Origin of the sequence: Glycomyces harbinensis (assembly GCF_900101745.1) — a bacterium.
Lineage (GTDB): Bacteria > Actinomycetota > Actinomycetes > Mycobacteriales > Micromonosporaceae > Glycomyces > Glycomyces harbinensis.
Genome location: NZ_FNAD01000005.1, coordinates 212,202 through 237,202 on the forward strand (window position 1 = coordinate 212,202; position 25,001 = coordinate 237,202).

23 protein-coding genes are annotated in these 25,001 nt (G+C 72.5%); 12 read left to right on the forward strand and 11 right to left on the reverse strand.

What is annotated here, in order from left to right; translation table 11 throughout:
• Positions 1–9 precede the first annotated feature (9 nt).
• Entirely contained in the window at positions 10–576 is a 567-nt protein-coding gene (locus BLQ63_RS10870) for a dihydrofolate reductase family protein (RefSeq protein WP_091033406.1), read from the forward strand.
• Positions 577–668: 92 nt separating this feature from the next.
• Here BLQ63_RS10870 and BLQ63_RS10875 read toward each other — a convergent pair whose 3' ends face one another.
• The 3 genes from BLQ63_RS10875 to BLQ63_RS10885 form a co-directional block, all read right to left on the reverse strand.
• Positions 669–1,214: a GNAT family N-acetyltransferase gene (locus BLQ63_RS10875; RefSeq protein WP_091033409.1), complete on the reverse strand. Its 546-nt coding sequence runs from the start codon at positions 1,212–1,214 to the stop codon at positions 669–671.
• 87 nt (positions 1,215–1,301) lie between these two features.
• Complete coding sequence (locus tag BLQ63_RS10880; RefSeq protein WP_091033413.1) at positions 1,302–2,282, reverse strand: S66 peptidase family protein; 981 nt, start codon at positions 2,280–2,282, stop codon at positions 1,302–1,304.
• Positions 2,283–2,365: 83 nt separating this feature from the next.
• Entirely contained in the window at positions 2,366–3,433 is a 1,068-nt protein-coding gene (locus tag BLQ63_RS10885) for a hypothetical protein (protein ID WP_091033416.1), read from the reverse strand.
• A gap of 256 nt (positions 3,434–3,689) precedes the next feature.
• Between BLQ63_RS10885 and BLQ63_RS10890 the strand changes: the two genes are divergently transcribed.
• The 4 genes from BLQ63_RS10890 to BLQ63_RS10905 all read left to right on the forward strand — a co-directional run bounded on the left by BLQ63_RS10890 (position 3,690) and on the right by BLQ63_RS10905 (position 8,874).
• A complete protein-coding gene (locus tag BLQ63_RS10890; protein WP_342673934.1) occupies positions 3,690–5,945 on the forward strand; it encodes a glycoside hydrolase domain-containing protein in 2,256 nt (751 codons plus the stop codon).
• Entirely contained in the window at positions 5,942–7,234 is a 1,293-nt protein-coding gene (locus BLQ63_RS10895) for a glycosyltransferase (RefSeq protein WP_091033424.1), read from the forward strand. The genes BLQ63_RS10890 and BLQ63_RS10895 overlap by 4 nt, the downstream gene beginning before the upstream one ends.
• Positions 7,235–7,585: 351 nt before the next feature.
• The gene (locus BLQ63_RS10900) at positions 7,586–8,104 is read left to right on the forward strand and encodes a SigE family RNA polymerase sigma factor (RefSeq protein WP_218125203.1); all 519 of its coding nucleotides are present in this window, start codon (positions 7,586–7,588) and stop codon (positions 8,102–8,104) included.
• On the forward strand, positions 8,101–8,874 hold the full coding sequence (locus BLQ63_RS10905) for a hypothetical protein (RefSeq protein WP_091033433.1): 774 nt from the start codon (positions 8,101–8,103) through the stop codon (positions 8,872–8,874). The genes BLQ63_RS10900 and BLQ63_RS10905 overlap by 4 nt, the downstream gene beginning before the upstream one ends.
• A gap of 237 nt (positions 8,875–9,111) precedes the next feature.
• On the opposite strand, the gene BLQ63_RS10910 is transcribed toward BLQ63_RS10905, so the two are convergent.
• Together BLQ63_RS10910 and BLQ63_RS10915 are read right to left on the reverse strand one after the other, a co-directional pair.
• Positions 9,112–9,840, reverse strand: a complete 729-nt coding sequence (locus BLQ63_RS10910) for a PIG-L deacetylase family protein (RefSeq protein WP_091033436.1) — start codon at positions 9,838–9,840, stop codon at positions 9,112–9,114.
• Between the two features lie 59 nt (positions 9,841–9,899).
• The gene (locus tag BLQ63_RS10915; RefSeq protein WP_091033439.1) at positions 9,900–10,379 is read right to left on the reverse strand and encodes a rhodanese-like domain-containing protein; all 480 of its coding nucleotides are present in this window, start codon (positions 10,377–10,379) and stop codon (positions 9,900–9,902) included.
• Between the two features lie 191 nt (positions 10,380–10,570).
• Here BLQ63_RS10915 and BLQ63_RS10920 point away from each other — a divergent pair, with 191 nt between their 5' ends.
• Positions 10,571–11,407 (forward strand): aldo/keto reductase, encoded by an 837-nt coding sequence (locus tag BLQ63_RS10920; RefSeq protein WP_091033443.1) that lies wholly within the window; start codon positions 10,571–10,573, stop codon positions 11,405–11,407.
• A 238-nt stretch (positions 11,408–11,645) separates the two neighbouring features.
• Here BLQ63_RS10920 and BLQ63_RS10925 read toward each other — a convergent pair whose 3' ends face one another.
• A complete protein-coding gene (locus tag BLQ63_RS10925) occupies positions 11,646–12,527 on the reverse strand; it encodes a sigma-70 family RNA polymerase sigma factor (protein ID WP_091033446.1) in 882 nt (293 codons plus the stop codon).
• Between the two features lie 178 nt (positions 12,528–12,705).
• Between BLQ63_RS10925 and BLQ63_RS10930 the strand changes: the two genes are divergently transcribed.
• Positions 12,706–13,179, forward strand: coding sequence for a carboxymuconolactone decarboxylase family protein (locus tag BLQ63_RS10930; RefSeq protein ID WP_091033449.1), 474 nt, complete (start codon positions 12,706–12,708; stop codon positions 13,177–13,179).
• 200 nt (positions 13,180–13,379) lie between these two features.
• Here the strand turns inward: BLQ63_RS10930 and BLQ63_RS10935 are convergent, their stop codons facing one another.
• From BLQ63_RS10935 to BLQ63_RS10945, 3 genes are all read right to left on the reverse strand, one after another.
• Positions 13,380–14,192: a class I SAM-dependent methyltransferase gene (locus tag BLQ63_RS10935; RefSeq protein ID WP_091033452.1), complete on the reverse strand. Its 813-nt coding sequence runs from the start codon at positions 14,190–14,192 to the stop codon at positions 13,380–13,382.
• Between the two features lie 225 nt (positions 14,193–14,417).
• Positions 14,418–15,671, reverse strand: coding sequence for an arginine deiminase (locus BLQ63_RS10940; RefSeq protein ID WP_091033460.1), 1,254 nt, complete (start codon positions 15,669–15,671; stop codon positions 14,418–14,420).
• A gap of 52 nt (positions 15,672–15,723) precedes the next feature.
• Positions 15,724–17,205, reverse strand: a complete 1,482-nt coding sequence (locus BLQ63_RS10945; protein ID WP_091033463.1) for a basic amino acid/polyamine antiporter — start codon at positions 17,203–17,205, stop codon at positions 15,724–15,726.
• A 166-nt stretch (positions 17,206–17,371) separates the two neighbouring features.
• On the opposite strand from BLQ63_RS10945, the gene BLQ63_RS10950 reads away from it, so the two are divergent.
• The 3 genes from BLQ63_RS10950 to BLQ63_RS10960 all read left to right on the forward strand — a co-directional run bounded on the left by BLQ63_RS10950 (position 17,372) and on the right by BLQ63_RS10960 (position 18,787).
• Positions 17,372–17,812: a helix-turn-helix domain-containing protein gene (locus BLQ63_RS10950; protein WP_245680939.1), complete on the forward strand. Its 441-nt coding sequence runs from the start codon at positions 17,372–17,374 to the stop codon at positions 17,810–17,812.
• Between the two features lie 9 nt (positions 17,813–17,821).
• The gene (locus BLQ63_RS10955) at positions 17,822–18,229 is read left to right on the forward strand and encodes a VOC family protein (RefSeq protein WP_091033473.1); all 408 of its coding nucleotides are present in this window, start codon (positions 17,822–17,824) and stop codon (positions 18,227–18,229) included.
• A 111-nt stretch (positions 18,230–18,340) separates the two neighbouring features.
• Positions 18,341–18,787, forward strand: coding sequence for a universal stress protein (locus tag BLQ63_RS10960; protein WP_091033477.1), 447 nt, complete (start codon positions 18,341–18,343; stop codon positions 18,785–18,787).
• A gap of 87 nt (positions 18,788–18,874) precedes the next feature.
• Here the strand turns inward: BLQ63_RS10960 and BLQ63_RS10965 are convergent, their stop codons facing one another.
• Positions 18,875–20,335, reverse strand: coding sequence for a glycoside hydrolase family 43 protein (locus tag BLQ63_RS10965; RefSeq protein WP_218125204.1), 1,461 nt, complete (start codon positions 20,333–20,335; stop codon positions 18,875–18,877).
• A gap of 288 nt (positions 20,336–20,623) precedes the next feature.
• Here BLQ63_RS10965 and BLQ63_RS10970 point away from each other — a divergent pair, with 288 nt between their 5' ends.
• The gene (locus BLQ63_RS10970) at positions 20,624–22,699 is read left to right on the forward strand and encodes a PhoX family protein (RefSeq protein WP_091033481.1); all 2,076 of its coding nucleotides are present in this window, start codon (positions 20,624–20,626) and stop codon (positions 22,697–22,699) included.
• 226 nt (positions 22,700–22,925) lie between these two features.
• A complete protein-coding gene (locus BLQ63_RS10975; RefSeq protein WP_091033484.1) occupies positions 22,926–23,657 on the forward strand; it encodes a helix-turn-helix domain-containing protein in 732 nt (243 codons plus the stop codon).
• 253 nt (positions 23,658–23,910) lie between these two features.
• Here BLQ63_RS10975 and BLQ63_RS10980 read toward each other — a convergent pair whose 3' ends face one another.
• Entirely contained in the window at positions 23,911–24,822 is a 912-nt protein-coding gene (locus BLQ63_RS10980; RefSeq protein ID WP_091033488.1) for a prenyltransferase/squalene oxidase repeat-containing protein, read from the reverse strand.
• Between the last annotated feature and the right edge of the window lie 179 nt (positions 24,823–25,001).

Consider the following 25,001-nt stretch of genomic DNA (forward strand, 5'->3'; position numbering starts at 1 on the left):
AACCGCATCATGCGCCAGCTCATCGTCACCGCCTTCGTCTCCCTCGACGGCGTCATGGAAGCCCCCGGCGGCGAACCCGGGTACCGCAACACCGGATGGACCTTCAAGGACATCGAATTCCTCCCCGAGGCCTACGACCTCAAGGCCCGCGAACAGGACGAGGCCGGGGCGCTGTTGATCGGCCGGCGCTCCTACGAGGCGTTCGCCCCCGTGTGGCCCACCATGGTCGACGAATTCGCCGGCTACAACGCGATGCCCCGCTACGTCGTCTCCACCACCCTGAAAGAGGAGGACGGGCGCTGGCCCGCCACGATCCTCCGCTCGATCGACGAGGTCGCCGCCCTCAAGGAGACCGAAGGCGGACCGATCTCCGTCCACGGCAGCGCCACCCTCGGCAAGAGCCTCGCCGACGCCGGACTCGTCGACCGCTACCACCTGCTGGTCTTCCCCAAGCTCCTCGGCGCCGGCAGGCGGCTGTTCTCCGAAGCCGACAAGGACGCGGTCAACCTCGAACTCGTCGAGCACGAGGCCTACGCCAACGGCATCCAGAAGCAGGTCTTCGACGTCAAGCGCTGACACCCGCCGTCCGGGCCGGAACCGTTCCGGCCCAGGGCGTCAGCCCCGACCGACAATCCCGCTGAACTGCCCCGCCCGGTCGGCGCCGCGGCTCAGCGCAGCTCCTCCACGGGCCGGTCCTTCGGCAGCGTCAACCGCTCCAGCGGATAGGACGCGCCCGCCAGGTCGAGGGCGCCGGTCTCCCCGTCGGCGACGAAGCCGTACCGCTCGTAGAAGCGGCGGCCGATGTCGTTGCCGGCCAGCTCCCAGACCCGGACCGGGAGCATGTCCCGCTCCGCGAGCCAGCGGTGCACCTCGCGCATCAGCGCGAAACCCGCCCCCCGGCCCCAGTGGTCGGGGTGGACGTAGATCGCCCACACCTCGCCCGGATCGCCGGGACCGGACGCCTCCTCGCTGCTCTCGCGAGTGTCCCAGCCGACCGAGGCGAAGCCGATCACGTTGGGGCCCTTCTCGGCCACGAGGGTGATCGCGAATTCGCGGCGTCTGGCGAGGCTGCGCACGAACCGTTCGGGGGCCACTTCGGGAAGCTCGGCGAGGGCGTCCTCGTCCACGATGCCGGAGTACGCGGCGCGCCACGACGCGGTGCGCACCTGCACGATCTCGTCTGCGTCTGCGGGGCCGCCGGTTCGGATCCTCATGTCTACCAACCGTGCCCGAAGGTCCACAAGAAAGCAACCGCTCAGGCGGTCGGAATTGCGGCAGCAACCCGTTCGTGCAAGAAACGTCTAGTCGACGGGCGACTCCAGCAGCCGCAGCTGATGCGACGTGGCGTCCACCGAGGCGAGCGTCCCGATCGGCAGCGGCAGATTCGGGCCGGTATGTCCGAAGTCGACTCCCGCAAGCACGGGGAAGTCGTATTCGCCGACGGCGTCGAGCACGATGTCCTTGACGCCGATGCTGCTCCCGTCCGGCATCTCGTAGTCGGGGATGTCGAGCGGAATGCCCACGACCATCGCGCCGATCCGGTCGAACACGCCCTGCATCCGCAGCACGTGGAGCTGGTTCCACACGTGCCCGATGTTGCGGCCCACGTCCTCCCAGAAGAACACCGCCCCGTCCCACGCCTCCGGCGCCAGCGCGTACGGCGAGGCCTGCACGTTGATGAGCCGGTCCAGCAGCCCGCCGACCAGGCGGCCCGTCGCCCGTCCCGGCTTCCATGTCTCCCAGGCGTTGTCGGCCGGGAGCGTGACCTCGCGGAGTTCGCCGGTGAGGAGCCCGCGCACCAGGCCCGCGATCTCGGCGTGGCGCTCGGCCGTCGCGTCCTCCCAGAACAGGCCGCCCAGGCCCGGTGCGAAGTCGCAGTGGAAGCCGACCAGGCCGGTCTGGGAGTGGAACGCCAGGTGGAGTGCGGTGATGTCGCTGAAGCCCAGGAGCGGCTTGGGGTCGCGGCGGATCGCGTCGTAGTCGATGCGGTCGAGGTAGGCGGTGGTCCCGTTGCCGCCGGAGAACGGGACGATCGCGCGGATCTCGGGGTCGGCGAGCAGCGCGTTGAGTTCGGCGGCCTGCACCTCGGGCGGGGCGGATCGCCAGAAGTGGTGCCCGCCGTTGTTGACCAGGTCGGTGGCCCGGACTTTGAACCCCATGCCCTCGAAGACCGCGGTTGCCGCGTCGAGGTGTTCGTGCCGGTGCGCGAACGCGGGCCCCGAGGGGGCGCTGACGGCGATCGTGTCGCCGGGTTGCAGTCGCTTGGGCCGCAAGAGTTCCATGTTGCCTGCTTCCAGTGGACGGGTCCGGGGCCGCGACCAGCCTACGGCGGCCTGGGCCCCGGATCAATGCCTGGACGCAAGCGCTATCGGGGTGCCGGGGCGGGCGCCGCGTCCTCGAGTGCGGCCGGGCGGCGGGCCCGGCGGATCGTCAGTGCGACGCCGGCGGTCGCGACGAGGACGGAGGCGGCGAAGGCGGTGACGGTGGCGGCGTCGGGGGCGGTGAGCGACTGGCCGCGCGCGGCCTGCCATGCGGTGGTCGCGAAGACCCCGAGGTAGCCGGCGGCGAGCCAGCGCACGAGGGCGGCGCGGACGCGGTCGTCGCGCAGCCAGGCGCGGCGGGCGGCGATGAGGCCCAGGAGCATCGCGGCGGCGATGAGGACCTGGATGCCGTGCAGGCCGAGGAAGTGGGGGACGCGCATGTCGCCGCCGGTGGTGGACCAGCCGGTGAGGAACATGCCGTTGCCGTCCAGGTCGCCGACGCCGTGTCCGGCGTTGAGCGTCACCCGGTCGCCGTCGGCGTCTTCGACGACGCGTTCGCCCTGGCCGCCGGTGGAGACGATCGCGAACGCGGCGGCCATGCCGAGGGTCGACAGGGCCAGGCCCCAGCGGATGACGGCGGTGACGGTGCGGTCGCCGATGCGCTGGAAGAGCACGATGACGGCGATGAGCAGGTTGAGCATGAACATGACCGGCACGAACTGGAAGGCGGCCTGGACGATCTGGTTGAGCTGGTCCTCGGAGGTGTTGAAGTGGCTGTAGGTGCCCGCTGCGGCGGCCGCGACGATGACGGCGACCTCGGCGGCGCTGATGAGGGCGAAGAGGGTGCCGAAGACCCAGGCGGTGCGGCGCAGCTTCGTCATGTGGGACAGGAGCCAGGCGAGCGAGAGGCAGTAGGTGAAGAACGCGAAGTTGAACTTGAAGGCCTTGATCCAGACGGATTCGCCCTGGAGGGTGCGGTCGTCGAAGGGGATGGCGAGGAGGCAGGCGAGGGCGGCGGCGCCGCAGGCGATGCCGAGGACGACCAGGGGGCGGTGCCAGCGGCGGGTGCCGTCGGTGAGGGCGAGGCCGGAGGCGGCGGCCTTGTCCTGGAGGGTGCGGCGGCGGCGGGCGGGGTCGGTGCCGACCGGCGCGGGCGCGAGGGTCTCGTTCATGCCTATGACGCTATGGAGATCGGGGCCCCGGCGCATTGCCGCGAGCCGCCCGAAACGGGGTGGGGCCTGCCTTACCTTGTGGAGCCGCGGCGATGGCGCCCTGGGGGCGGCGGGGGCGGGGCTGAGGGGGCGAATGCGGTGAAACCGGTTCGTCCGAAGTGGCGCAGCGGCGAATCCTAGACGAAGTGCGGGCTTCTCCTTGCGCGTTCACTCCGCTGTAACGAGGATGTGACGAATGAGCTCTAATCTCAGTCGCATCTTGGACAGCGTTGACCCGTTCATCGGTACCGCCGCTACCGATCTGCCCGCGGCACAGGGGCTGGCCGCCTCCTGGTGGTGGCCGAAGGCCCAGGTCGGGAACACCCACCCGGGCGCCTGCCACCCCCTCGGCATGGTCTCCGCCTGCGCGTGCTCGGGCGCCTACCCCACCGGTTACGGCCGGTACGGCATCTCCACCGAAGGCGCCCCCGAGCCGATCTACGACGACTACCTCGCCAGCGGCTTCACCCACTTCCAGCAGTCCGGCACCGGCGCGATCCGCAAGTACTACAACTACTTCCGCGTCACCCCCATGATCGAGCCGCTCGACGCGCTCGGCACCCGGTGGCGGCTTTGCGACGAGGTCGCCGAGCCCGGCTACTACGCGGCCACCCTCGAGAACGGCATCCGGTGCGAACTCACCGTGGGCGAGAAGACCGCGGTGCACCGCTACACGTTCCCCGAGGCCTCCTCGGCGCGCGTGGTCATCGACTTCTCCTACGGCGGCCTCGCGATCGAGCACGGCACCACCGTGCCGCTGCGCGCCGGCCTCGAGAGCCTCGGCCAGGGCTGCGCCCAGGGGACCGTGGTCATGGAGGGCATGCCCCTGTCGGTCTACATCGACGCGGACGCACCGAAGGCGTGGCGCCAGCTCGTCTGGTACGACCGCCGCCGCGTGGACGGCGGCACGCGCCTGGACTTCGACTACATCCGCCGCACCACCCTGCGCCCGTTCGGGCTCATGTTCATGGGTCCGGTCCGCGCCGGCCAGACGGTCGAGATCCGCATGGGCTTCTCCATGCGGGGCACCGACCAGGCCCGGCGCAACCTCGAGCAGGCCCTTCCCGGGGACGCGGGGTTCGCGCACGCGCGCGCCGCGACCAAGAACGCCTGGTCCTCCTACTTCTCGCAGGTGGAGGTCCAGGGCGGCACGCCCGAGCGGCGGACCGTGTTCGCCACGAGCCTGTACCACTCGCTCATCAAGCCCTGCTTCGCCGAGGACGAGAGCCCCTTCTGGCCCTCCAAGGGCCCCTTCGTGTTCGACATCGCGACGATGTGGGACATGTACAAGACGCAGTTCCCGCTGCTGACGGCCCTGAACCCGGCCAAGGGCGCCGACATGCTCGAGTCGCTGGTGCGCATCGCCGAGGAGGAGGGGAACCTCCCCATCGGCTACCGCATGGCCCGCGGCTCCGACCGGTTCTTCCGGCAGGCCTCGGCCCTGGCCCACACCGTGCTCGCCGACGGCTTCCAGCTAGGACTCGAAGGCCTCGAATGGGACTGGGCCCTCGTCCACATGCAGGACGACCTGCGCCGCGGCTACGGCGAGGAGTTCGCCGAGCGCGGCGTCGTGCACCCGGTCAGCCACACGCTCGACCTCGCGGCCGGGTACTGGTGCACCGCGATCGTCGCCCGCGGCCTGGGCGACCACCGCCTCGCCGACGAACTCGAGGCCAAGTCCCGGGCCTGGGTCAACGCGTTCGGGCCCGACGGGCTCCTGCGCGACTCCAGCTTCTACGAGGGCGGGCGCTGGAACTACTCGTTCCGGCTCCTGCACGACATGGCCTCGCGCATCGAACTCGCCGGCGGCGACGCCGAGTTCACCGCGATCCTCGACCGCTTCTTCGGGTTCGGGGCCGAACCGGTCGCCCAGCTCGGGGTGGCGCCCTTCGGGCCCGAGTTCGCCATGGGCCTGGACCTGAACCGCTTCGAGGGCCTCAACAACGAGCCCGACATGGAGGCCCCCTGGGCCTACCACTACGCCGGGCGGCCCGACCGCACCGCCGAGATCGTCCACGCCGCGCTCGCCTACCAGTTCGGGACCGGGCGCGGCGGCCTCCCCGGCAACGACGACTCCGGGGCCCTGTCCTCGTGGTACGTGTGGGCGTCCCTGGGACTGTTCCCGGTCGCCGGCCAGAACCTGTTCCTGGTCAACGCGCCCGCGTTCGCCGCCGCCGGACTCCGCTTCGGCGGCAACGACTTCGAACTGGTCACCACCGGCCACGTCGAGTCCGGCATCGGGGCCGACGCGGCCGGGTCCAAGCCCCGGTACGTCCAGTCGGCGCGCTTCAACGGCAGGTCGCTGGACCACGGGTTCATCACCGGCAACCAGCTGCACGGCGGCGGGAGGCTGGAGATCGAGCTCGGACCCGAACCCTCCGACTGGGCGACGAAGACGCGCCCGCCGTCCGCTTCCGACCGCCCCGGGCACGGCCCGGGCGGCCGCATCCGCTTCCAGGAGTTACCACCATGACCGAGCAGTCCCGCGCCTCGCAGCGCCGCCTCGTCATCGTCGTCCGCGCCGACCCGGTCATCTGCGGGCACGCCACCGAGGCCCGGGGCCTCGCCGAGGTCGCGCTGAAGCGCGGCTTCGACGACGTGCGCATCGTGACCTGGCCGATCGAGGCGCTCGAGGCCGCGGGACTGCCGCTCAAACCGCTCGACGAGCTCCTGCCGTACTCGGCGGGGATCACCGTCGAGCGGCCCGGGCCCGTCGGGGACTACCGCGTCCCCGACGGCCGCTACCTCCTGGGGCTCTCGGGGCGCCTCTTCGAACTGTTCACCGACGGCGTGCCGACCGTGTGCATGTCGATGTACCTGTCCCCGCACGCCGACGCGGTCGTCGACGCCCTCCGCTCGGTCCGCGCCTCGGGGCTCGACGCCGACGTCACCACCGTCGCCGAGGCGGTCGGCTCCGACATCACCAACGTGGTCCGCTCCTGCATCGCCAAGGGCGACATCGGCGCCGCCGCGTCCCTGTTCACCACCTACCTCGCCAACGACCTGTGCGTCGCCGTCTCGGCCTACACCCGGGAGCTCATCATCGAAGCGGCCGAACAGGTCGACCTCGCCTGCGGGACCCGCTTCGCCGGGGAGGTCACCGCGCGCGTCCAGGTGTCCTACCCGGCCGTGAACGCCGCCGCCTACACCGGCCTGGACCCGGCGGCGGTCGACGCGGCCCTCGCCGCGCGCGGCCTCGAACGCGACGGCTACGTCCTGTTCCTCTCCCGCGTCGCCGCCGCGAAAGGCGCCGACGACCTCATCCACGCCTACCGCGCCTCCGCTGCGTCCGGCACGCACCGGCTCGTCATCGCCGGGAACGGCCCCGCCCTGGCCGACACGAAGGCCCTCGCCGCGGGCGACGAGCGCATCCTGTTCCTCACCGACGTCTCCGACGACGAGAAGCCGCTGCTCATGAACGGCTGCGCCGCCTACGCGCTGCCGTCCAAGCCGCGCCCGGAGTTCGTCGAGACGTTCGGGATCGCCCTGGTCGAGAAGATGCTCGCCGGCGGCGGACCCGTCATCACCACCCGCACCGGCGGCATCCCCGAAGCCGTGGGGGACCACGCGATCGAAGTCCCGCCCGCCGATGCGGCCGCCCTCGCCGCCGCCATCGACCGGGCCCTGGCGACGGGCCCGGCCGAACGCGCGGCCGCCGCCGAGGCCGCCCGCGCCTGGGCGATGCGCTTCGACCGCACCGCCGTCTTCGACCACCTCTTCGCCGGCCTGCTCGGCGCCGGGATCCCCGCCCCCATCGGCTGACGCCCGCCGACACCGCCGACTGCGCGAACACCGCCGCGGGGCCGCACCGAAAAAACTTTCGGATCCGCGGCAACCTTCGGGGCGCCCGCGGCAACTAGATGTCGGTGCGGCAACCCGGCTCCGCCGCACCGCACAACTTTCCGGCCACCGGGCCGATCGCGATCGGCCCGAAGCGCCGACGGTCACGACACGGAAAGGCTTTCCTGCCATGGAGAGACGCAGCAGGCGCGGACACCGGGGGTGCCCGCGCCTGCGCGCTCGTCGGGAAGCGGGGTCGACTTGGTTCGGCTGCTAGACTCGCCGCCTCCCCGACTTCTCCCCTCGACCGGAGGCCCTCCGTTGGACGTCCCCTTGGAGGAAGACGCCTTCCGCGCCTTCTTCGAGCGGCACCACGCCGAGCTGGCCCGCTTCGCGTGGCTGCTCATCGGCGAACGCGGTGCGGCGGAGGACATCGCGGCCGACGCCATGCTCGCGGTGTGGCGGCAGTGGGACCAGGCCCGCCGGGCCCGCTCGCAGATCGCCTACGCGCGCGGCATCGTCGCCAACCTCGCCAAGACCCGCATCCGCGGCGCCGTGCGCGAACGGCGGCGCAACACCCTGTTCTGGCAGCGCCCCGGCGAGACCGACGACGGCCCCGACACGGCCGCCGTGCTCGACGTGCGCCAGGCGCTGGCCCGGCTCCCGCTGCGCCGCCGCGCCTGCGTCGTCCTGCGCCACTCCCTCGAACTGTCCGAGCGCGAGACCGCCGAGGCCCTGGGGGTCTCGGTCGGCACGGTCAAGAGCCAGACGTCCAAGGGCCTGGCCGACCTGCGCCGCCTCCTCGGACCCCAGGGGTCGCAGGCGACGCTGCGGAACGAGGTGGAACGGTGAACGACGAACTGCCCGACCGGCTCCGCGTGAGCGCCGAGGAGTACGAGCCCGACCGCGACCGCATGTGGTCGCGCGTCGCGGAGGGGATGCGCGAGCCGCGCGGCGTCGCCGCCGAACCGGTGCGCTCCGGCTGGCGGATCTCGCACCTGGCCCTCGCGACCGGCGCGGCCGTGGTCCTCATCGGCGGCGTCGTCCTCTTCGGGCAGACGCTCGGCCTCGGCCCCGTGGTCGGCCCGTCCCCCGAGCCGCCCGCGGCCGGACCCGCTTCGTCGGCGCCCGAGACCTCCGAGCCGGCGACGACCGGCGCCGAGACCTCCACGGGGGAGGCCTCGGACCCCGACAGCGACGACGTCGAGACGACCGGCGACGAGGGCGGCGAGACCGAGGCCCCCGCGTGGCTGCGGACGGACGGCTCGGTCGACCAGGGCAGCGGCGAGTACTGGTCCCAGGCGAACCTGAAGCTGGAGAACGACGAGCCCCTCGCCGAACTGGACGTGGAGCTGCGGGTCGCGATCGGCGAGGGCCTCCAGTCCACCGGGTCGTGGACGACCGACAGCCGCTTCACCGACGCGGTGGTCACCGAGGAGGACGGCTTCCTCGTCTACCGGTGGTCGCTGCGCGAGGGGCAGGTGCTGCCCGCCGGCGAGTACACGCTCGCGGGCCAGTTCAACCACGGGTCGGGGGCGCGCAGCGCCGAGGACGACGACTTCACCTTCGAGGCCGCGACCGAGTCCGGCGAGGACGGCCGGACCGAGGGCGACTTCGCATGAGCGCGCGGCGCCCGGCGCCGCGAACCCCAGGGCTGGAGCGGGGGCCGGGCTGCGAACCGGTCCCCGCTCCGCAGACCCGCAGCGAACATGAAACCGGCGGTGTCCCGCAATATGCGGATAAATCCGGCCTAAGGGACCCCTGGCGCAAAAATACTCGCCGGGTCCGACGCGAAACGCCCGAGTGACCGCGACCGGCCACGCCGGCCGCGGTCCCCGGAGCGATGATCGTGCTCGGTGTCAGAAATTGACCAGCTCGAAGGTGGTCGCGTACGTCGTGCCGAAGCGCTCGCCGGCGGCCGCCGCGAAGCTCGTGAGGAACCCGCGCACGTACGTCTCGGGGTCCTCGTCCGTCAGCGCCGCGATGTAGGCCCGGTGCTCCAGGAGCGAGGCCACCCCGGCCTCGAACGTGTCGGTCACGTCCACCGCGTGCCGCGCCTCGGGCGAGGCCGCCAGGGCGACCCACCGCACCCCGCCCCACGGCTCCAGGCCCTCGTCGGCCAGTTCGGGGAAGATCCACCGGTTCCCCGCGTCGTTCGCCGCGTCCAGCACCGACTCGCCCACCGCCCGGTGGTCGGCGCTGTTCCACGTCCCCGGCACGAAGGCCTCGCGCCGGTTCAGGGTGATCACGAGCTCGGGCCGGTGGCGCCGGATCGCGGCCGCCAGGTCGCGGCGCAGCGCGACACCGGACTCGATCACGCCGTCCTTGTGGTCGAGGAACTCCACGGACGAGACGCCGACCACCGCCGCGGAGGCGCGCTGCTCGGCGTCGCGCACCGGCGCGCACTCCTCGGGGCTCATGGTGTCGATCCCGGCCTCACCGCGGCTGACCATGAGGTACGCGACCTCGCGGCCGCCGCCGGTCCAGTGCGCGACGGCCGCGGCCGCCCCGTACTCCATGTCGTCGGGATGGGCCACGATGGCCAGCGCCCGAGACCAGTCCTCGGGCATGGCGAGCAGTTCGGTCATGCACTGATTATGGCCCCGTGGTCAACCGGCGCAGGGGACCGCGTCGACCGGCCCCGGACTCAGCAGGCGCAGGAGACGCCGCTTTCGGCGCCGACGGGCACGGTGCGCGGGTCGGGCTCGCCGCGTTCGATGCCGGCGTCGGTGGCCACGGGCAGGCCCTCGCGGATCCAGTACTCCATGCCGCCGATCATCTCCTTGACCTGGTAGCCGAGCCGCGCGAACTCGACCGCCGCCCGGTAGGCGCCGTTGCAGCCCGGGCCCCAGCAGTAGACGACGACGGGCAGCGCCGGGTCGGCGAGTTCGGCGGCGCGCGCGGCGATCTCGTCGGTCGGCAGGTGCACGGCGCCCGGTGCGCGGCCCTGGTCCCAGGCGGCCCGGCCGCGCGAGTCGACGAGCGTGAAGCCCGGCTCCCCGCCCTCCAGCGCGGAGTGCACGTCGGAGACGTCGGTGCGGAAGGCCAGCTGGCCGGTGAAGTAGGCGAGCGCGTCGGCCGGGGAGGCCGGGGGTACGCGCAGCACGGCGTTCTCGTTCGTTCCCATGCCGTGAACCTATGTGCCGGTACAACAATACGAGTGCTTGATACAGACTCGGTCATCATGTGGGATCACCGGGCGCCTGTGGCCGGGGGCGGGTGATTCGCGCCGTTTCCCGGGTACCCCGGCGGCGGTAGCGTAGAGCGCGCCGCACACCGGCCACCCGGCGGCGCACCCGAGCAGAGAGGCTTCCCACCATGGCACCTGAAGCACCGACGGTCGAACTCGCGCACGGCGCGGCCATGCCCCGCCTGGGCCTGGGCACCTGGCCGATGGACGACGCCGAGGCGGAGCGGGTGATCGCCGAGGCGATCGGGCTCGGCTACCGGCTCGTCGACACCGCGGAGAACTACCGCAACGAGCGCGGCGTCGGCTTGGGGCTCAAGGCCTCCGGGGCCGCCCGCGAGGACCTGTTCGTCACCACCAAGTTCAACAGGGAGTGGCACGGCGTCGACCTCGCGGCCGAGGCCTGCCAGCGCTCGCTCGACAGGCTGGGTTTGGACTACATCGACCTGCTGCTCATCCACTGGCCGAACCCGCAGCACGGGCATTACGAGGAGGCGTTCCAGGGGCTGGTGCGGCTGCTGGAGGCGGGGCGGGTCAAGGCGATCGGGACGTCGAACTTCAAGCCGGCGCATCTGGACCGGATCATAGAGGCCACGGGCGTCATTCCCGACGTGAACCAGATCCAGTTGAGCCCCTTGACGACTCGGCTCGACGCGCGCGCGTATCACAAGGAGCGGGGGATCGTGACGCAGTCGTGGTCGCCGATCGGCGGTTCGGGCGGCGAGGTCCGCGAGGACCCGGTGGTGGTCGGGCTGGCCGAGAAGTACGGGAAGACGCCGGTGCAGGTCGTGCTGCGCTGGCACCTGGACCTGGGGCTCGCGGTGGTGCCGAAGTCGAGCAACCTCAAGCGGTTGGAGCAGAATCTGGACGTGTTCGATTTCTCGCTCGACCCCGACGACGTGATGGCGCTGTCGGCCCTGGACCAGGGCGAGGCCTCGGCCGCCGACTCGGACGCGTTCGGGCACTAGGCGAGCGGTCCGTCCCCCGGGGCCGGGTGTGTCGGTTCGGAGGGTCCCCCGGTTCGAGCATGGCGCGGGGGTGTGACGGTCGGCGGGAGGGTCCGTCCCCCGGGGTCGGGTGTGGCGCGGCTCGGGGCCCCCGGTCACAAGGGTGCGTCGGGGGTCCGACAGTTCGGCGCCGGCGTGGCCGGTTCGGCGCGGGCCCGGGTTTCGGATCCCATGGGATCCGAAACCCGGGCGCTTCGTCTCACGCGTCGAGCAGGGTGAGCTCCATGCCCTGGAGGCGTTCGGCGTCGGTGATGGCTTCCAGGGCGGTGATCTTGTCGTCCTCGATGGTGAACACGAGGATCCTGGTGCCGAGGTCGCCGGCGGTGGCGACGACGCCGATCTTGCCGTCCACGACGACGAGCTGCCCGTCCTTCGCCATGGAGGAGAAGGTGATCGCGCCGCCCGCGAGCTGCGCGGCGCCGCGGATGACCGGGCCGACCGAGCCGCCGTTCGTGCGGGCGGTGACGTCCGGGTCGAGGACGGCGACGAGCGCGTCGAAGTCGCCGTCGCGCGCGGCCCCCATGAACGCCTCGACCACGGTGCGCTGGCGCGACACGTCGCGGGTCGGCGGCGTGCCGGTGCCGCGGACCCGCGCGCGGGCGCGGCTGGCGAGTTTGCGGGCGGCGACCGGGGTGCGGTCGATGATCTGGGCGATGTCGTCGAAGGGCACGGCGAACATGTCGTGGAGGACGAACGCGAGCCGTTCGGCGGGTTCGAGGGCCTCCAGGACGACCAGGAGCGCGAGGCTGACCGAGTCGGCCATGAGCGCGGCGGTCTCGGGGTCGGCCGCGGGGCCCGCCTGCGCGGCGGGCTCGGCCAGGCCCTCCTCGAATGCGGGCATGGGCTGCTCGGCGCGGGTCTTGCGGCGGCGCAGCTGGTCGAGGCAGACGCGGCCGACGACGGTGGTGAGCCAGCCGCTGAGGTTCGCGATCGCGCCGGTGTCGCTGGCGGCCAGGCGGAGCCAGGCCTCCTGGACGGCGTCCTCGGCTTCGCCGGAGGAGCCGAGCATCCGGAATGCCACGGCCTCCAGGCGGGGCCGGTCGGCTTCGAAGCGGCGGGCCAGCCACTGGTCGTCGTTCATCGCGCTCCTCCTCGGTTCGGGCGGTACGAGGGTATGACGCACGGGCGGGCGCGGTTGTGACCGCACCGGCGCACCTGCCCGGCGATGGTGGCCGGGGACACGTCCGGCGGCGGTCACACCGGTGCGGCGGCGCCCGTCATGTCGGTGCAAGGACGTACACCACCGAAGGGCATCGATCATGGAACCGCGATTCAACCTCTACGCCAGCCCCGCCGCCGCCAAGGTCGCGAAGTACCTCAACTCGGCCTCGAAGGCCGTCGAGGACGCGGGCCTCGACCCGAAGCTGCCGAACCTGCTCCTGCTGCGGGCCAGCCAGATCAACGGCTGCGGCTTCTGCACCGACATGCACTACAAGGACGCCGTCGCCGCCGGGGAGGACCCGGTCCGCCTCAACCTCGTGGCCGCCTGGCGCGAGGCGACGCTGTTCACCGGCGCCGAGCGCGCCGCCCTCGCCCTGACCGAGGAGGGCACCCGCATCGCCGACGCGCGGACCGGCGTCGACGACGGCGTGTGGGAGGACGCCCGCAAGCGGTTCTCCGACGACGAGCTGGCCGGGATCATCTCCCTGGTCGCGATCATCAACGCCTACAACCGCCTCAACGTCATGGCCGGCTCCCCGGCCGGCGGCTACGTGGCCGGCCAGTTCGGGTAGTCGTCTCTGGGAGCCGGGAGCCGGGAGCCGGGAGCCGGGAGCCGGGAGCCGGGAGCCGGGAGCCGGGAGCCGGGAGCCGGGAGCTGGGAGCCGGGAGCCGCACCTCTGCCGGACCGGCGGGCCGGTGCCCGGAGGGCGCGATGAGTTCGTGCAGGTCCCCCGAACCCGGGGCGTGCGAGCGCCGCGCGGCCGCGCCGGCCTCAGATCAGTTGCGGCCGCAGGGGTTTGCGGCCCCAGACCGACACGAGCGAGTACGAGGTGACGGCGAACGCCGGGTCGTCCAGGAGCGCCCAGAAGCGTTCCAGGCGTTCGGGTGCGACGCCCCCCTGGACGAGTTCGGTCCGGAGCTGGCGGGTGTTGACCCGGTGCAGGGCGATGCCGTCGCCGCCGCCGCGCCAGGTCTCGGTGAACACCGAGGTCCGCAGGTCGGTGAGGCCGACCTCGCGGGCCGCGGCGAAGGACCGCTCGGCCCAGCGGATGTCGGCCCCGGCGCCGGCCATGACCCGCACGAACGCGTCGTGGACCTCAGCGAACAGCGCGGTCGACTCCGTGTCGGGGGTTTCGAGCACCGGCGCGTGCGCGAGCGCGAAGTCCTCGACGAGCAGGCCGCCTCCAGGACGCAGGGCCCTGACCATGTTCGCGAGCGCGGTGAGCCGGTCGGGCAGGTGCATCAGGACGAGGCGGGCGTGCGCGATGTCGAACTCGCCCTCGGGGAGCGGGTCGCGGACGATGTCGTGGCGCCGCACGGCGAGGTTCGCCCGGGGCGTCGTGGAGGGCGCGGGCTTGAGGTCGGTCGCGAGGACCGACCCGTCGGGGGCGACGCGGTCGGCCATCCACGCGGCGACCGATCCGGCCCCGGCGCCCACTTCGAGGCACCGCGCGCCGGGGGCGAGGCCGAGCCGGTCGAGGCAGTCGCGGGTGTGGGCGTCGTAGCGGCGCGCCAGCACCGCGAACCGGTCGGGCGCCTCGGCGCCGTCGTTGTCGAGCATGTACCGGCGTTCGGGCGTCTCCACGGGTGCTCCTCACTGCGGCCGTCCTTCGGGGGAGGGCCGGCACGGGCGCGGCCCGTGCCTTCGAATCGTAGGGACCCTGCGGCGCGAGCGCAGGCAGAAAGCGGTCAGATCGTATATGCGACACGGCGCTTGACGGGAGGCGCGGGAGGCGGGACCGTGCCCCGGCCCCGCCCGCCGCTCTGCGGACCGCGCTTGCGGCCGCCGGTGCGCTCGGCGGCCGGCCTGCTAGAAGTCGACGGGGTCGCGGACGATCGGGCAGGTCATGCAGTGGCCGCCGCCGCGCCCGCGCCCCAGTTCGGCGCCGACGATGGTGACGACCTCGATGCCGGCCTCGCGCAGCAGCGTGTTCGTCTGCGTGTTCCGGTCGTACGTCATGACGACGCCGGGTTCGAGCGCGACCGCGTTGTTCCCCGAGTCCCACTGCTGGCGTTCGGAGGCGTACTCGTCGCCGCCGGTCTCGATGACCCGCAGCCGGGGCAGGCCGAGGGCCCCGGCGACCACGTCGGTGAACGCGGCCGTGCCGTGGTCGACCAGTTCGACGCCCGGCTCGCGGTCGGCGGGCAGGAGCGAGAACGTGTGGACCGCGTCCATGATGCGCGGGTACAGGGTCACCACGTCCCGGTCGGCGAACGTGAACACCGTGTCCAGGTGCATGGCCGAACGCAGCTTCGGCATCCCCGCGACGACGACGCGCTCGGCCGCGCCGCGCGCGAACAGGGCCCGCGCGACCTGCGTGATCGCCTGGCGCGACGTGCGCTCGCTCATGCCCGCGAGGACGACGCCGTTGCCGACGGGCATGATGTCGCCGCCCTCGAACGTGGCCTGGCCCCAGGACTCGTCCGGGTCGCCCCACCAGATCTCGGACCCCGTGAAGTCCGGGTGGAACAGGTAGACCGCCTTCATCAGCAGCGTCTCGTCGTGGCGGGCCGGCCAGTACAGCGGGTTGAGCGTCAGGCCGCCGTAGAGCCAGCACGTGGTGTCCCTGGTGTACAGGGTGTTCGGCAGCGGCGGCATCAGGTACTCGCGCGCGCCGGTCGACTCCCGCGCCAGCGCGATGTAGGGCGGGCGCAGGTCCTCGGGCAGGTCGGCGGTGGACAGGCCGCCGATGAGGAACTCGGCGAGGTCGGCCGGGGCCAGCGACTCCAGGTGGGCGCGGGTCGGCTCGACGAGGCCCAGGCCGACCTCGTTCGCGGTGATCTTGCGGTCGAGGAGCCACGACCGGGCGGCCGGGTCGGACACGGTGGCGGCGAGCAGGTCGTGCAGCTCGACGACCTCGACGCCCCTGGCGCGCATCTTGTCGACGAAGTCGGCGTGGTCGCGCTGGGCGTTCTCGACCCACATGACGTCGTCGAAGAGGAGCCCGTCGGCGTTCGTCGGGGTCAGGCGCCGGTGCGCCAGGCCCGGCCTGCACACGAGCACCTTCCGCAGTCTCCCGACCTCGGAGTGGACTCCGTGGGCGGCCTGGTCCCGATCGGTCATGTCGGTTCTCCTCCGTTGCGGCGCGGTGTTCTCAAGGATCGGATCTCCCGGCTCAGATGGTGAGCCAGCCGGCGGCGAGGGCGGCGACGCCGAGGACGGCCCCGGCGATGGCGACGGCGAACAGGACCATCTCGCCGGGGGTGAAGACGCGGCGGCCCTGCTCGCGGCGGGCCATGGCGAACAGGACCGTGGCGGGCGCGTAGATGATGAACGAGACGAGCAGGAACTCCAGGCCCGCCGCGAACAGCAGGAACGCCGTGTAGGCGGAGGCCAGGAGCGCGACCGTCATCTCGCCGCCCGTTCCGCGCCCTGGCGGGCCGGCGTCCGCGGCGGCGCCCTCGAGCGCGCCGTTCACCGTGCCGCCGTACCCGAACGCGACCTTGACGGCGAACAGGGCCGCGAGCAGGAACGGGATGAGCGTCAGGGCGCTGGTCATGTCGAGCGCGAAGTTGAACGCGTCCTCGGAGAAGTAGGTGACGACCAGGAACAGCTGGCTGAGCGCGGTGGACATGACCAGCGCCGGGACCGGGACGTCGTCCTTCGTGGCGCGGGCCAGGAACCGCGGCATGTCCTTGTCCTTGGCGGCCACGAACAGGACCTCGGCGGCCATGAGCGTCCACGCCAGGTAGGCGCCGAGCACCGAGACGATCAGGCCGATCGAGACGAACACCATGCCCCAGGTGCCGACCGCGTGCTCCAGGACCCCGGCCATCGACGGCTGGCGCAGCTCGGCGATCTGCTCCATCGGCATGACGCCGTAGGACACGATCGTGACCGACGCGAAGATCGCGAACACCGAGAGGAACCCGGTGACCGTGGCCCGGCCGACGTCCTCGCGGCGCTTGGCGTGCCGCGAGTACACCGAGGCGCCCTCGATGCCCAGGAACACGAACACGGTGACGAGCATCGTGCCCTTCACCTGGCCGAACAGGGAGCCCGCGTAGTCGGCGCCGCCCCAGTTGTCGGCGAACACGCCGGGGTCGAACAGGAACAGCACCAGGAGGATGAACACGCAGATGGGGACGAGCTTGGCGACCGTGACGACCCGGTTGATCGCCGCGGCCTCCTTCACGCCCTGCTTGATGAGCAGGAAGAACCCCCACAGGCCCACCGTGGAGAGTGCGATCGCGAGGATCGTGTCGCCCTTGCCGAGCGCGGGGACGAGCGCGCCCGCGGTCGACATGATGAGGACCCAGTAGGTCACGTTGCCCACGCACGCCGACGCCCAGTAGCCGATCGCGGAGAAGAACCCGGGGTATTCGCCGAACCCGGCCTTCGCGTACGCGTACACCCCGGCGTCGAGGTCGGGGCGGCGCATCGCCAGGCGCTGGAACACGAACGCGAGCATGAGCATGCCGGTGCCCGCGATCGCCCACGAGATGAGCGCGCCCGCGACGCCGGTCTCCTGCGCGAACCGGCCCGGGAGCGAGAACACGCCCGCGCCGACCATCGAGCCGACCACCATCGCGGTGAGCGTCCAGTAGCCGAGTTTCGCGGCGGGCGGGTTCGTGATCTCGGTGTCGGAGTGCGCCATGGCGTCCTCGCAGGTCGAGCGCCCGTGGCCGGGCGGCCTCGGGCATCGCTGGCCTGAATATAACGCCGCCCGTACCGTTTTCAGGTGGTTTCGCCGCGAAGCCCGCGGGGCGCGGGCCGCGCTCGGACACCCGTGCGATCATCGGCGGGAACCCTTGGAGGAGTCCGTGGCGAAGAGCCCGACAGAGGACGAGAACCGCCGCCTGCTGCGCGCCCGCGACGCCGTGGACCGCGACTTCGCGAAACCGCTCGACGTGCCCGCGCTCGCGCGCGTCGCCCTCATGTCCCCCGCGCACTTCAGCCGCCGGTTCCGCCTCGCGTTCGGCGAGACCCCGCACCGCTACCTCCAGCGCCGCCGCATCGAGCGCGCCTGCGCGATGCTCCGCGACACCGGCGCCACCGTCACCGCGATCGCCCTCGCGGTCGGCTTCGACAGCTTCGGGACGTTCAGCCGCACGTTCACCGCGATCATCGGCCGCTCCCCCACGCGGTACCGGGCCGACACCGCCCCGTTCCACGCCCCGGTCTGCTTCGTCAAGTCCTGGACCCGGCCGGCGGGTGCCGACCGAGCAGTTTCGGATAAGCCCGGGCCCCCGCAGCGGCCATAGGCTGGGCGCATGTTCACAGGAATCAGCATTCACACCGTGTTCGTCCTCGACCAGGAGGAGGCGATCGACTTCTACGTCGGCAAGCTCGGCTTCGCGGTCGTCGAGGACGTCGACCTCGGCTTCATGCGCTGGCTCACCGTCTCGGTGCCCGGGAAGCCCGAGCAGCGCATCCTCCTCGAGGTGCCCGGCCCGCCCTCGCACGGCGAGGAGGTCGCCGCCGCGGTCCGCGACCTGCTCACCAAGGGCGCCCTGGGCGCGACCATCCTCACCACCGACGACTGCCGCGGCACCTTCAAGCGCCTCTCCGACCTCGGCGTCGAGTTCACCGAGGAGCCCGTCGAGCAGCCCTACGGCATCGACTGCGCGCTGCGGGACCCGTTCGGCAACCACCTGCGCATCACCCAGCCCGCCGGCTGACCGCCGGTCCGGACGGCCGGGCGCCCGGCGGCCCGCCGTCCGCGGCGTCCGGAAACGGTTGAACCGCCCCCTCCCGGGTACCCGACGGACCAGCGAGACAAGGGGGACGACATGGACCAGTCAGCACAGGCGCAACAGCGGATCGTCGTGGGCGTCGACGGCTCCCCGGCATCGGTCAAGGCGCTCGGATGGGCCCTGGGGCAGGCCGAGTTGACCGGCGCGAAGGTCGAGGCCGTCCAGGCCTGGGAAGTGCCCGTCATGTACGGCACCGGGATGATGGTGCTCCCCGGCGGCGAGGAGTTCGACGCGGCCGCGAAGCGGTCGCTGGAGGCGTCCATCGCCCAGGCCGCCGAAGGCCGGCCGAACGTCCAGGTCGAGGCGACCACCGTCGCGGGCCACCCGGCCAAGACCGTCATCGACCTGGCCGAAGGCGCCGACCTCCTCGTCGTCGGCAGCCGCGGGCACGGCGGGTTTGTCGGGACGCTCGTCGGCTCGGTGAGCCAGTACTGCGTCGCCCACGCGACCTGCCCCGTGGTCGTGGTCCGCGACCAGGACTAGGAAGACCAGGCACGAACACAGCGGTCGGCGTGCACCGAAGCGAAGCGGCCCCGGGGTCACCCCCGGGGCCGCTTCGGCATGGGGGCCTTACGTTCCGGGCGTGTACGCGATCCGGTGCAGCCGCGAGGAGCCGCCGACCGCGCCCGCGCCGATCACCCGGCCGGTGAAACCGGTCGCGACCTCCGTGGAGAGATAGCGCCCGTCCAGGCGCGCCAACTCCACCGCGCCCCCGGCCTCCTGCACCGAGAGCACGATGTCGTCGGGGCCGTAAGCGGTCAACGTCGCCGCGTCGCACTCGACCGCGTCGATGCGCAGCGTCGCCGGGCCCTCGGGCGCCGGCGCCGAACCGAGGTCGGCGCTCACGCCGCCGATGCGCGCGTACGCCGTGACCCGCCCGTCCGCGAAGAGCAGGCCGTACTTGTGCCGGTCGTCGATGCGGACCTCGAACCGGCCCGACCCGGTGAACTGCGCCGTCGCCGTCCAGCGGAGATCGCGCACCCGCGCGCACAGCAGCCCCGGCGACGGGTCCCCCGGCTCGCGCAGCTCCAGGCCGCCCTCCGGGTGCGGCGCCGCGACGGCCGCCGGCTCGCCCCCGGGGGAGACCCAGCGCTGATCCAGCCCGCCCGAGAAGTCGTCGGCGAACGCCGTGTCCGCCGGGGTCAGCTCGTAGCGTCCCGCGTCGAAGACCGGCCAGCCGTCGACCCAGTCGACGCCCGCCAGGAACGTCTCGCGGCCGATCACGTGGAACTGCGGCGTGAACCCGCCCGGCCGCACGCCCAGGTAGACCGCGGCCCAATCGCCCGCGGCCGTCTCGACCAGGTCGGCGTGCCCGGTGTTCTGGACCGGCAGCGCGGTCGAGCGGTGGGTGAAGACCGGGTTGGCCGGGCAGGCCTCGTACGGGCCCTCGGGGCGTTCGGCGCGCGCGATCGTGACCGTGTGGCCGCGCTCGGTCCCGCCCTCGGCGAGCATGAGATACCAGTGGCCGCCGATGCGGTACAGGTGCGGCGCTTCGGGAGCGGCCAGCCCGGTGCCCTGCCACACCGGGTACGGGTCGCCGACGAACTCGCCGGTCTTGAGGTCCAGGCGGCCCTGGTGGATTCCGTTGACCTCCTCGCCGGCGACCGTGCCCGCCCACGTCAGGTAGCACTCGCCGTCCTCGTCCCAGGCCAGGTCGGGGTCGACGCCGACCGCCTGCGGCACGAACACCGGGTCGCTCCAAGGCCCTGCGGGGTCCTCAGCGGTCACGATCGTCTGGCCCGAGCCGGCGTCGCTGCCGTTGGTCGTGACGTAGTGGAAGCGCCCGTCGTGGTGGCGCAGCGTCGGCCCGTAGATCCCTCCCGAGGCCCGCCGGTCGCCGGGCAGGAACTGCCCGCGCCGGGTCAGGATGTTCCCGATCTGCTTCCACGACACCAGGTCGCGGCTGTGGAAGATCGGGGCGCCGGGGAAGTACTCGAAGCTGGAATGGGCGAGGTAGTAGTCCTCGCCGACGCGGCAGATCGTCGGGTCGGGGTAGAAGCCCGGCATGATCGGGTACTCGGCTGCGGACACGGTCTGACGCTGCAATGCGCTGGCCTTTCCTCGGAGCGGCGGTTTTTCGCCGCCGGGGTCCGGCGGCTGACCAACGCTAAGTTGCGTCGGTAAACATTGTCAACCGGTAACACCCCCGCGCACGCCGCCTGCCCGATTCGGGGATTCGCCCGCCCGCGGCCGTTTGCCCGGAGTTCACTCGAGGTTGGTGGAACCGCGCACCTGCGGCGCATAGCTTCCACACAGGTGAGAGACAACCACAACACGAGCCGCCCCCGCTCGTTCACACCGGACTGATTTGGAGTCGCGATGCAATCCCCATCCGATCGCCGTCGACTGCCGCTGTTCGCCCCCCATGAGGGCGGACGCTCGGCGATGACCTGCGCCTACCGCTGCGGCAACGCCTGCAGCCACCCGGTGCCCAACACCTCGCAGAACCCGTACCTCGGCGACCTCATCGCCCAGGCCGTCTCGCGGCGCTCGCTCCTGCGCAGCGGCGTCGTCGCCTCCGTGGCCGCCGGTGCCGCCGGGGTCTTCGCGGCCCCCGCCGCCGCCGGCGAGAACGGGGCGGACACCGCCTCGGCGAACTGGGGCCGGGGCCCGCGCGGCCTGGACTTCGAGCCGGTCGAGCCCAACCAGGCCGACCAGGTCTCCATCCCGGACGGCTACGAGCAGCACGTCGTGATCGCCTGGGGCGACCCGATCTTCGAGGACGTCCCGGAGTTCGACCCCGAGCACCAGACCCCCGAGTCGCAGGCCGGCCAGTTCGGCTACAACAACGACTACGCCGCGCTCCTGGAGCACCCCGACAGCCGCCGCCGGAAGGTCCTCGTGGCCAACCACGAGTACACCAGCGAGTCGATGATGTTCCCGGCCTACGACGAGGTCGCCCCGACCCGCGACCAGGTCGAGACCGCTTGGGCCGCACACGGCATGACCGTGGTCGCCCTCGACGAGGACCGCCGCTCCGGCGAGCTCACGGTTCGCCTCGGCGACGACCTCAACCGCCGCGTCACCGTCACCACGCCGTTCACGGTCACCGGCCCCGCCGCCGGATCGGACCTGCTCAAGACCACCGCCGACCCCGACGGCGAGACCGTCCTGGGCACCCTCAACAACTGCGCGGGCGGCACCACCCCGTGGGGCACGATCCTCTCCGGCGAGGAGAACTTCAACCAGTACTTCGCCAACGCCGGCACCGTGACCGACCCGGACGCCAAGGCCCGCCTCGCGCGCTACGGCCTCTCCGGCGCCGCCAGCGCCCGCAAGTGGGAGCAGTTCGACCCGCGCTTCGACATCGCGCAGGAGCCCAACGAGCCCAACCGGTTCGGCTGGATCGTCGAGATCGACCCGTACGACCCCGACTGGGCGCCGCGCAAGCGCACCGCCCTGGGCCGCTTCAAGCACGAGGGCGCCGACACGCGCCTGACCCGCGACGGCCGCGTCGTCGCCTACATGGGCGACGACGAGCGCTTCGACTACATGTACAAGTTCGTCTCCGACAAGAAGATGAAGACCGGCAACAGCCGCCGCGCCCGCGAGCACAACCGCACGCTCCTGGACGAGGGCACGCTCTACGTCGCCAAGTTCACCGGCGACAGCCCGGCGTCGGAGATCGACGGCACCGGCGCGCTCCCCTCCGACGGGAAGTTCGACGGCTCGGGCGAGTGGATCAAGCTCGCCTCCGGCGACAAGTCTTTCGTGGACGGCATGACCGCCGAAGAGGTGTACGTCTTCACCCGCCAGGCCGGCGACATGGTCGGGGCGACGAAGATGGACCGCCCCGAGGACGTCCAGCCGAACCCCAAGACCGGCAAGGTCTACGTCGCGCTCACCAACAACACTGCGCGCGGCACCGGCACGAACGCGAAGGCCGACGAGGCCAACCCGCGCAGCTCGAACAAGCACGGCCAGGTCCTGGAGCTCACCGAGCGCCACGACGACCCGACCGCGCTCAAGTTCAGCTGGAACCTGCTGCTGGTCTGCGGCGACCCCGAGGACCCGTCGACCTACTTCGGCGGGTTCCCCAAGGACCAGGTCTCCCCGATCTCCTGCCCGGACAACGTCGCCTTCGACCCGTACGGGAACCTGTGGATCTCCACCGACGGCAACGCCCTGGGCACCAACGACGGCCTGTTCGCCGTCCCGCTCGAGGGCTCCCACCGCGGCCAGGTCAAGCAGTTCCTCACCGTGCCGCGCGGCGCGGAGACCTGCGGGCCGGTCGTCCAGGAGAAGCACGTGCTCGTCGCGGCCCAGCACCCGGGCGAGATCGACGGCGCGAGCTACGAGAACCCGCTCTCGGAGTGGCCCGACGGACCCGGGCGCATCCCGCGGCCCGCGGTGATCAACGTGACCCGTGAGGATTTCGGCCGCATCGGCTGCTAGAACGGCGGGTCGGCGCTCCTCCAGACGCCGGTCCGTGCTGTGAAGGCGCGAGACGAGGGAACCGCCGCCCTCGTCTCGCGCTGTTTTCACCGGCGGCCGCCAGAGCTCGGCGCGCACCGCGAACGGCCCGGGCGCCGCGAGCGCCCCGAGCGCGCGGTGCGCTCCCGGCGCTTCCCGGTTCGCGGAGGCGGGCGCTCCTGTCACACCGCGGCGCTACGTTGGAGGTGTGGCGACCGGTTCGAGCTACGAGGAGCGCGCCGTCCGGGGGGACATGGGCGCCTGGTCCCCGTGCGTGTGGACGCGCCGGGCCGGGGACGAGGCGGCCCGCATCGTCCCCGACGGGTGCGTCGACCTGATCTGGATGCGCGGGCGCCTGGAGATCGCCGGACCCGACTCGGCCCACCGCGAGGTCGCGCTCGGGCCGGGCGAGCCGATCACCGGCGTGCGGCTGCGGCCGGGCGCCGCGCGGGTCCTGCTGGGCGAGACCCCGGCGAGCGAGGTCCGCGACGCGCAGCCGGCGCTGACCGAGGTGTGGGGGACCGCCGCGAGCCGCCTCGAGGACCGGGTCGGCGGCGAGCCCGACCCGTGGCGGGTCGCCGGTCATCTCGCGCAGGCGCTGCACGCCAGGGCGGCGCGGTTCGCGCCCGACCCGGTGGCGGTCGCCGTCGCCGAAGCGCTCGACCGGCCCAGGCCGCCCGCGATCGGCGACATGGCCTGGGAGTTCGGCTACTCGGAACGCCAGCTGCGGCGTCGTGTGATCGCGGCGGTCGGCTACGGCCCCAAGACCCTCGAGCAGATCCTGCGCTTCCGCCGCACCGCCGCGCTCGCGGAGGACGGCCCGGACTGGGCCCGCCTCGCCGCCGAGCAGGGCTACGCCGATCAGGCGCACCTCAGCCGCCAGATGCGGCGCTGGTCGGGCCGGCCCCCAAGGGAACTGGTGGTCGGCGCACCCGCCTGAGCGCGCCCGGCCGGCAGGCGGGCCGAAGGCCGCCCGGGCCGCGGTGCGCGTGCAGGGTCCGCGCTGCGATCGCCCGTCCACAAACCCCCACCCACCACGAGAGGGGAAACGAAACGACTGTCGCGCCGCTCGATCCTTCCGCGGGGGTCCGACAGGATCCGGGCCCTTTCGGGCCCGGATCGCTCGCTTTCACCCGAACGTGTCGCGCCGGGGCCGCAGCGGGTACCGGTGCGCCGGCCGAGCGGCGTTGCCCTCAGACAACGCCCTCCCAGGCCTTCAGGATCTTCAGCGCCGCGATGGTCGCCCGCGGCCTCGCCTGCTGTTCGATCGCCGGGTTCCACAGCTTGTAGTGGATCGGCCAGCCGCCGTCCTCCCGCTGCTCGGAGACGAGATGGTCGAGCGCGGCCCGCATCTCGTCCCTGGTGAACCACGCCGCCGCGACGCCGTCCGGCGTCCCCGCGAAATCGCACGCGAAGGTGAACTCGTGCTCGGCGTACCCGGGCGGCGTCGCGATCCCGTCCGGGTTCGCCGGGTCGAGCAGTACGAGCGGGGCCTCGCGCACGATCGCCCCCACGCGCTTCGCCGCGGCCTCGGCCCAGGCCCGGTCCGGGCAGTGCTCCAGGAACGCGAGCACGCTGAACACCTCGTACGGGTGCGAGGTCTCGATCGCGTCGATCCTGCTGCGGCAGAACGCGGTCGCCCCCTCGACCCACGGGTGGTCGATCCGGTGCTTCAGCAGCATTCCGACCGCCCGCGCGGTCGTCAGCAGCCCTCCCTCGTCCTGCGGGGGCGCCTCGACCCACGGCGGGCGCGGGTACGCGGTGATCGTGGTCAGCAGGTCGGGCACGCCGCCGTCGGCAGCGGTGTACCGGGCCAGCCAGTCGCAGACGCCCGCGCCCGCGGTCTGGTCGAGCGCGCCGATCTCGTCGAGGATCTCCAGCGCGGTCATCGCCGTCAGCGGCTGCGGATCGGGCCCCTTCACGTCGGCTTCGAGCGCGAACGCGAAGCCGCCGTCGGTCGTGCGGTGGGCGTCGAGGGCGGCCAGCGCCGCCTCCCGACTCCCGCCGCCGCTCCAGAGCGCGTACCGGTGCTGGTCGAGAACACTGCCGGTCAGCCAGACGAACTCGGCGGACCGTTCGGTCATGGTGTCGGTGATGCGTGTCATGGCTCCACGCTATGGCCGCACCGGCGCCCCCGTCTTGAACAGAACGGACACGAGCCGTCGCCGCCGACGGGCGGGAGCGCCGATCGGGGCGGGCCGCCGCGCCCGGCCCGGGTGTGAAATGGCCCAATCGGGGAATCCGACGGCGCCCACCTGGAAGGCTTCCAGGTCAGCGGGCGTAA

Excerpts from the sequence above, each read along its gene's own strand:
- BLQ63_RS10870 (WP_091033406.1), top strand. The coding sequence starts at position 10 with ATGCGCCAGCTCATCGTCACCGCCTTCGTCTCCCTCGACGGCGTCATG.
- BLQ63_RS10875 (WP_091033409.1), bottom strand. The coding sequence starts at position 1,214 with ATGAGGATCCGAACCGGCGGCCCCGCAGACGCAGACGAGATCGTGCAG.
- BLQ63_RS10880 (WP_091033413.1), bottom strand. The coding sequence starts at position 2,282 with ATGGAACTCTTGCGGCCCAAGCGACTGCAACCCGGCGACACGATCGCC.
- BLQ63_RS10885 (WP_091033416.1), bottom strand. The coding sequence starts at position 3,433 with ATGAACGAGACCCTCGCGCCCGCGCCGGTCGGCACCGACCCCGCCCGC.
- BLQ63_RS10895 (WP_091033424.1), top strand. The coding sequence starts at position 5,942 with ATGACCGAGCAGTCCCGCGCCTCGCAGCGCCGCCTCGTCATCGTCGTC.
- BLQ63_RS10910 (WP_091033436.1), bottom strand. The coding sequence starts at position 9,840 with ATGACCGAACTGCTCGCCATGCCCGAGGACTGGTCTCGGGCGCTGGCC.
- BLQ63_RS10915 (WP_091033439.1), bottom strand. The coding sequence starts at position 10,379 with ATGGGAACGAACGAGAACGCCGTGCTGCGCGTACCCCCGGCCTCCCCG.
- BLQ63_RS10920 (WP_091033443.1), top strand. The coding sequence starts at position 10,571 with ATGGCACCTGAAGCACCGACGGTCGAACTCGCGCACGGCGCGGCCATG.
- BLQ63_RS10925 (WP_091033446.1), bottom strand. The coding sequence starts at position 12,527 with ATGAACGACGACCAGTGGCTGGCCCGCCGCTTCGAAGCCGACCGGCCC.
- BLQ63_RS10930 (WP_091033449.1), top strand. The coding sequence starts at position 12,706 with ATGGAACCGCGATTCAACCTCTACGCCAGCCCCGCCGCCGCCAAGGTC.
- BLQ63_RS10940 (WP_091033460.1), bottom strand. The coding sequence starts at position 15,671 with ATGACCGATCGGGACCAGGCCGCCCACGGAGTCCACTCCGAGGTCGGG.
- BLQ63_RS10945 (WP_091033463.1), bottom strand. The coding sequence starts at position 17,205 with ATGGCGCACTCCGACACCGAGATCACGAACCCGCCCGCCGCGAAACTC.
- BLQ63_RS10955 (WP_091033473.1), top strand. The coding sequence starts at position 17,822 with ATGTTCACAGGAATCAGCATTCACACCGTGTTCGTCCTCGACCAGGAG.
- BLQ63_RS10960 (WP_091033477.1), top strand. The coding sequence starts at position 18,341 with ATGGACCAGTCAGCACAGGCGCAACAGCGGATCGTCGTGGGCGTCGAC.
- BLQ63_RS10970 (WP_091033481.1), top strand. The coding sequence starts at position 20,624 with ATGCAATCCCCATCCGATCGCCGTCGACTGCCGCTGTTCGCCCCCCAT.
- BLQ63_RS10980 (WP_091033488.1), bottom strand. The coding sequence starts at position 24,822 with ATGACACGCATCACCGACACCATGACCGAACGGTCCGCCGAGTTCGTC.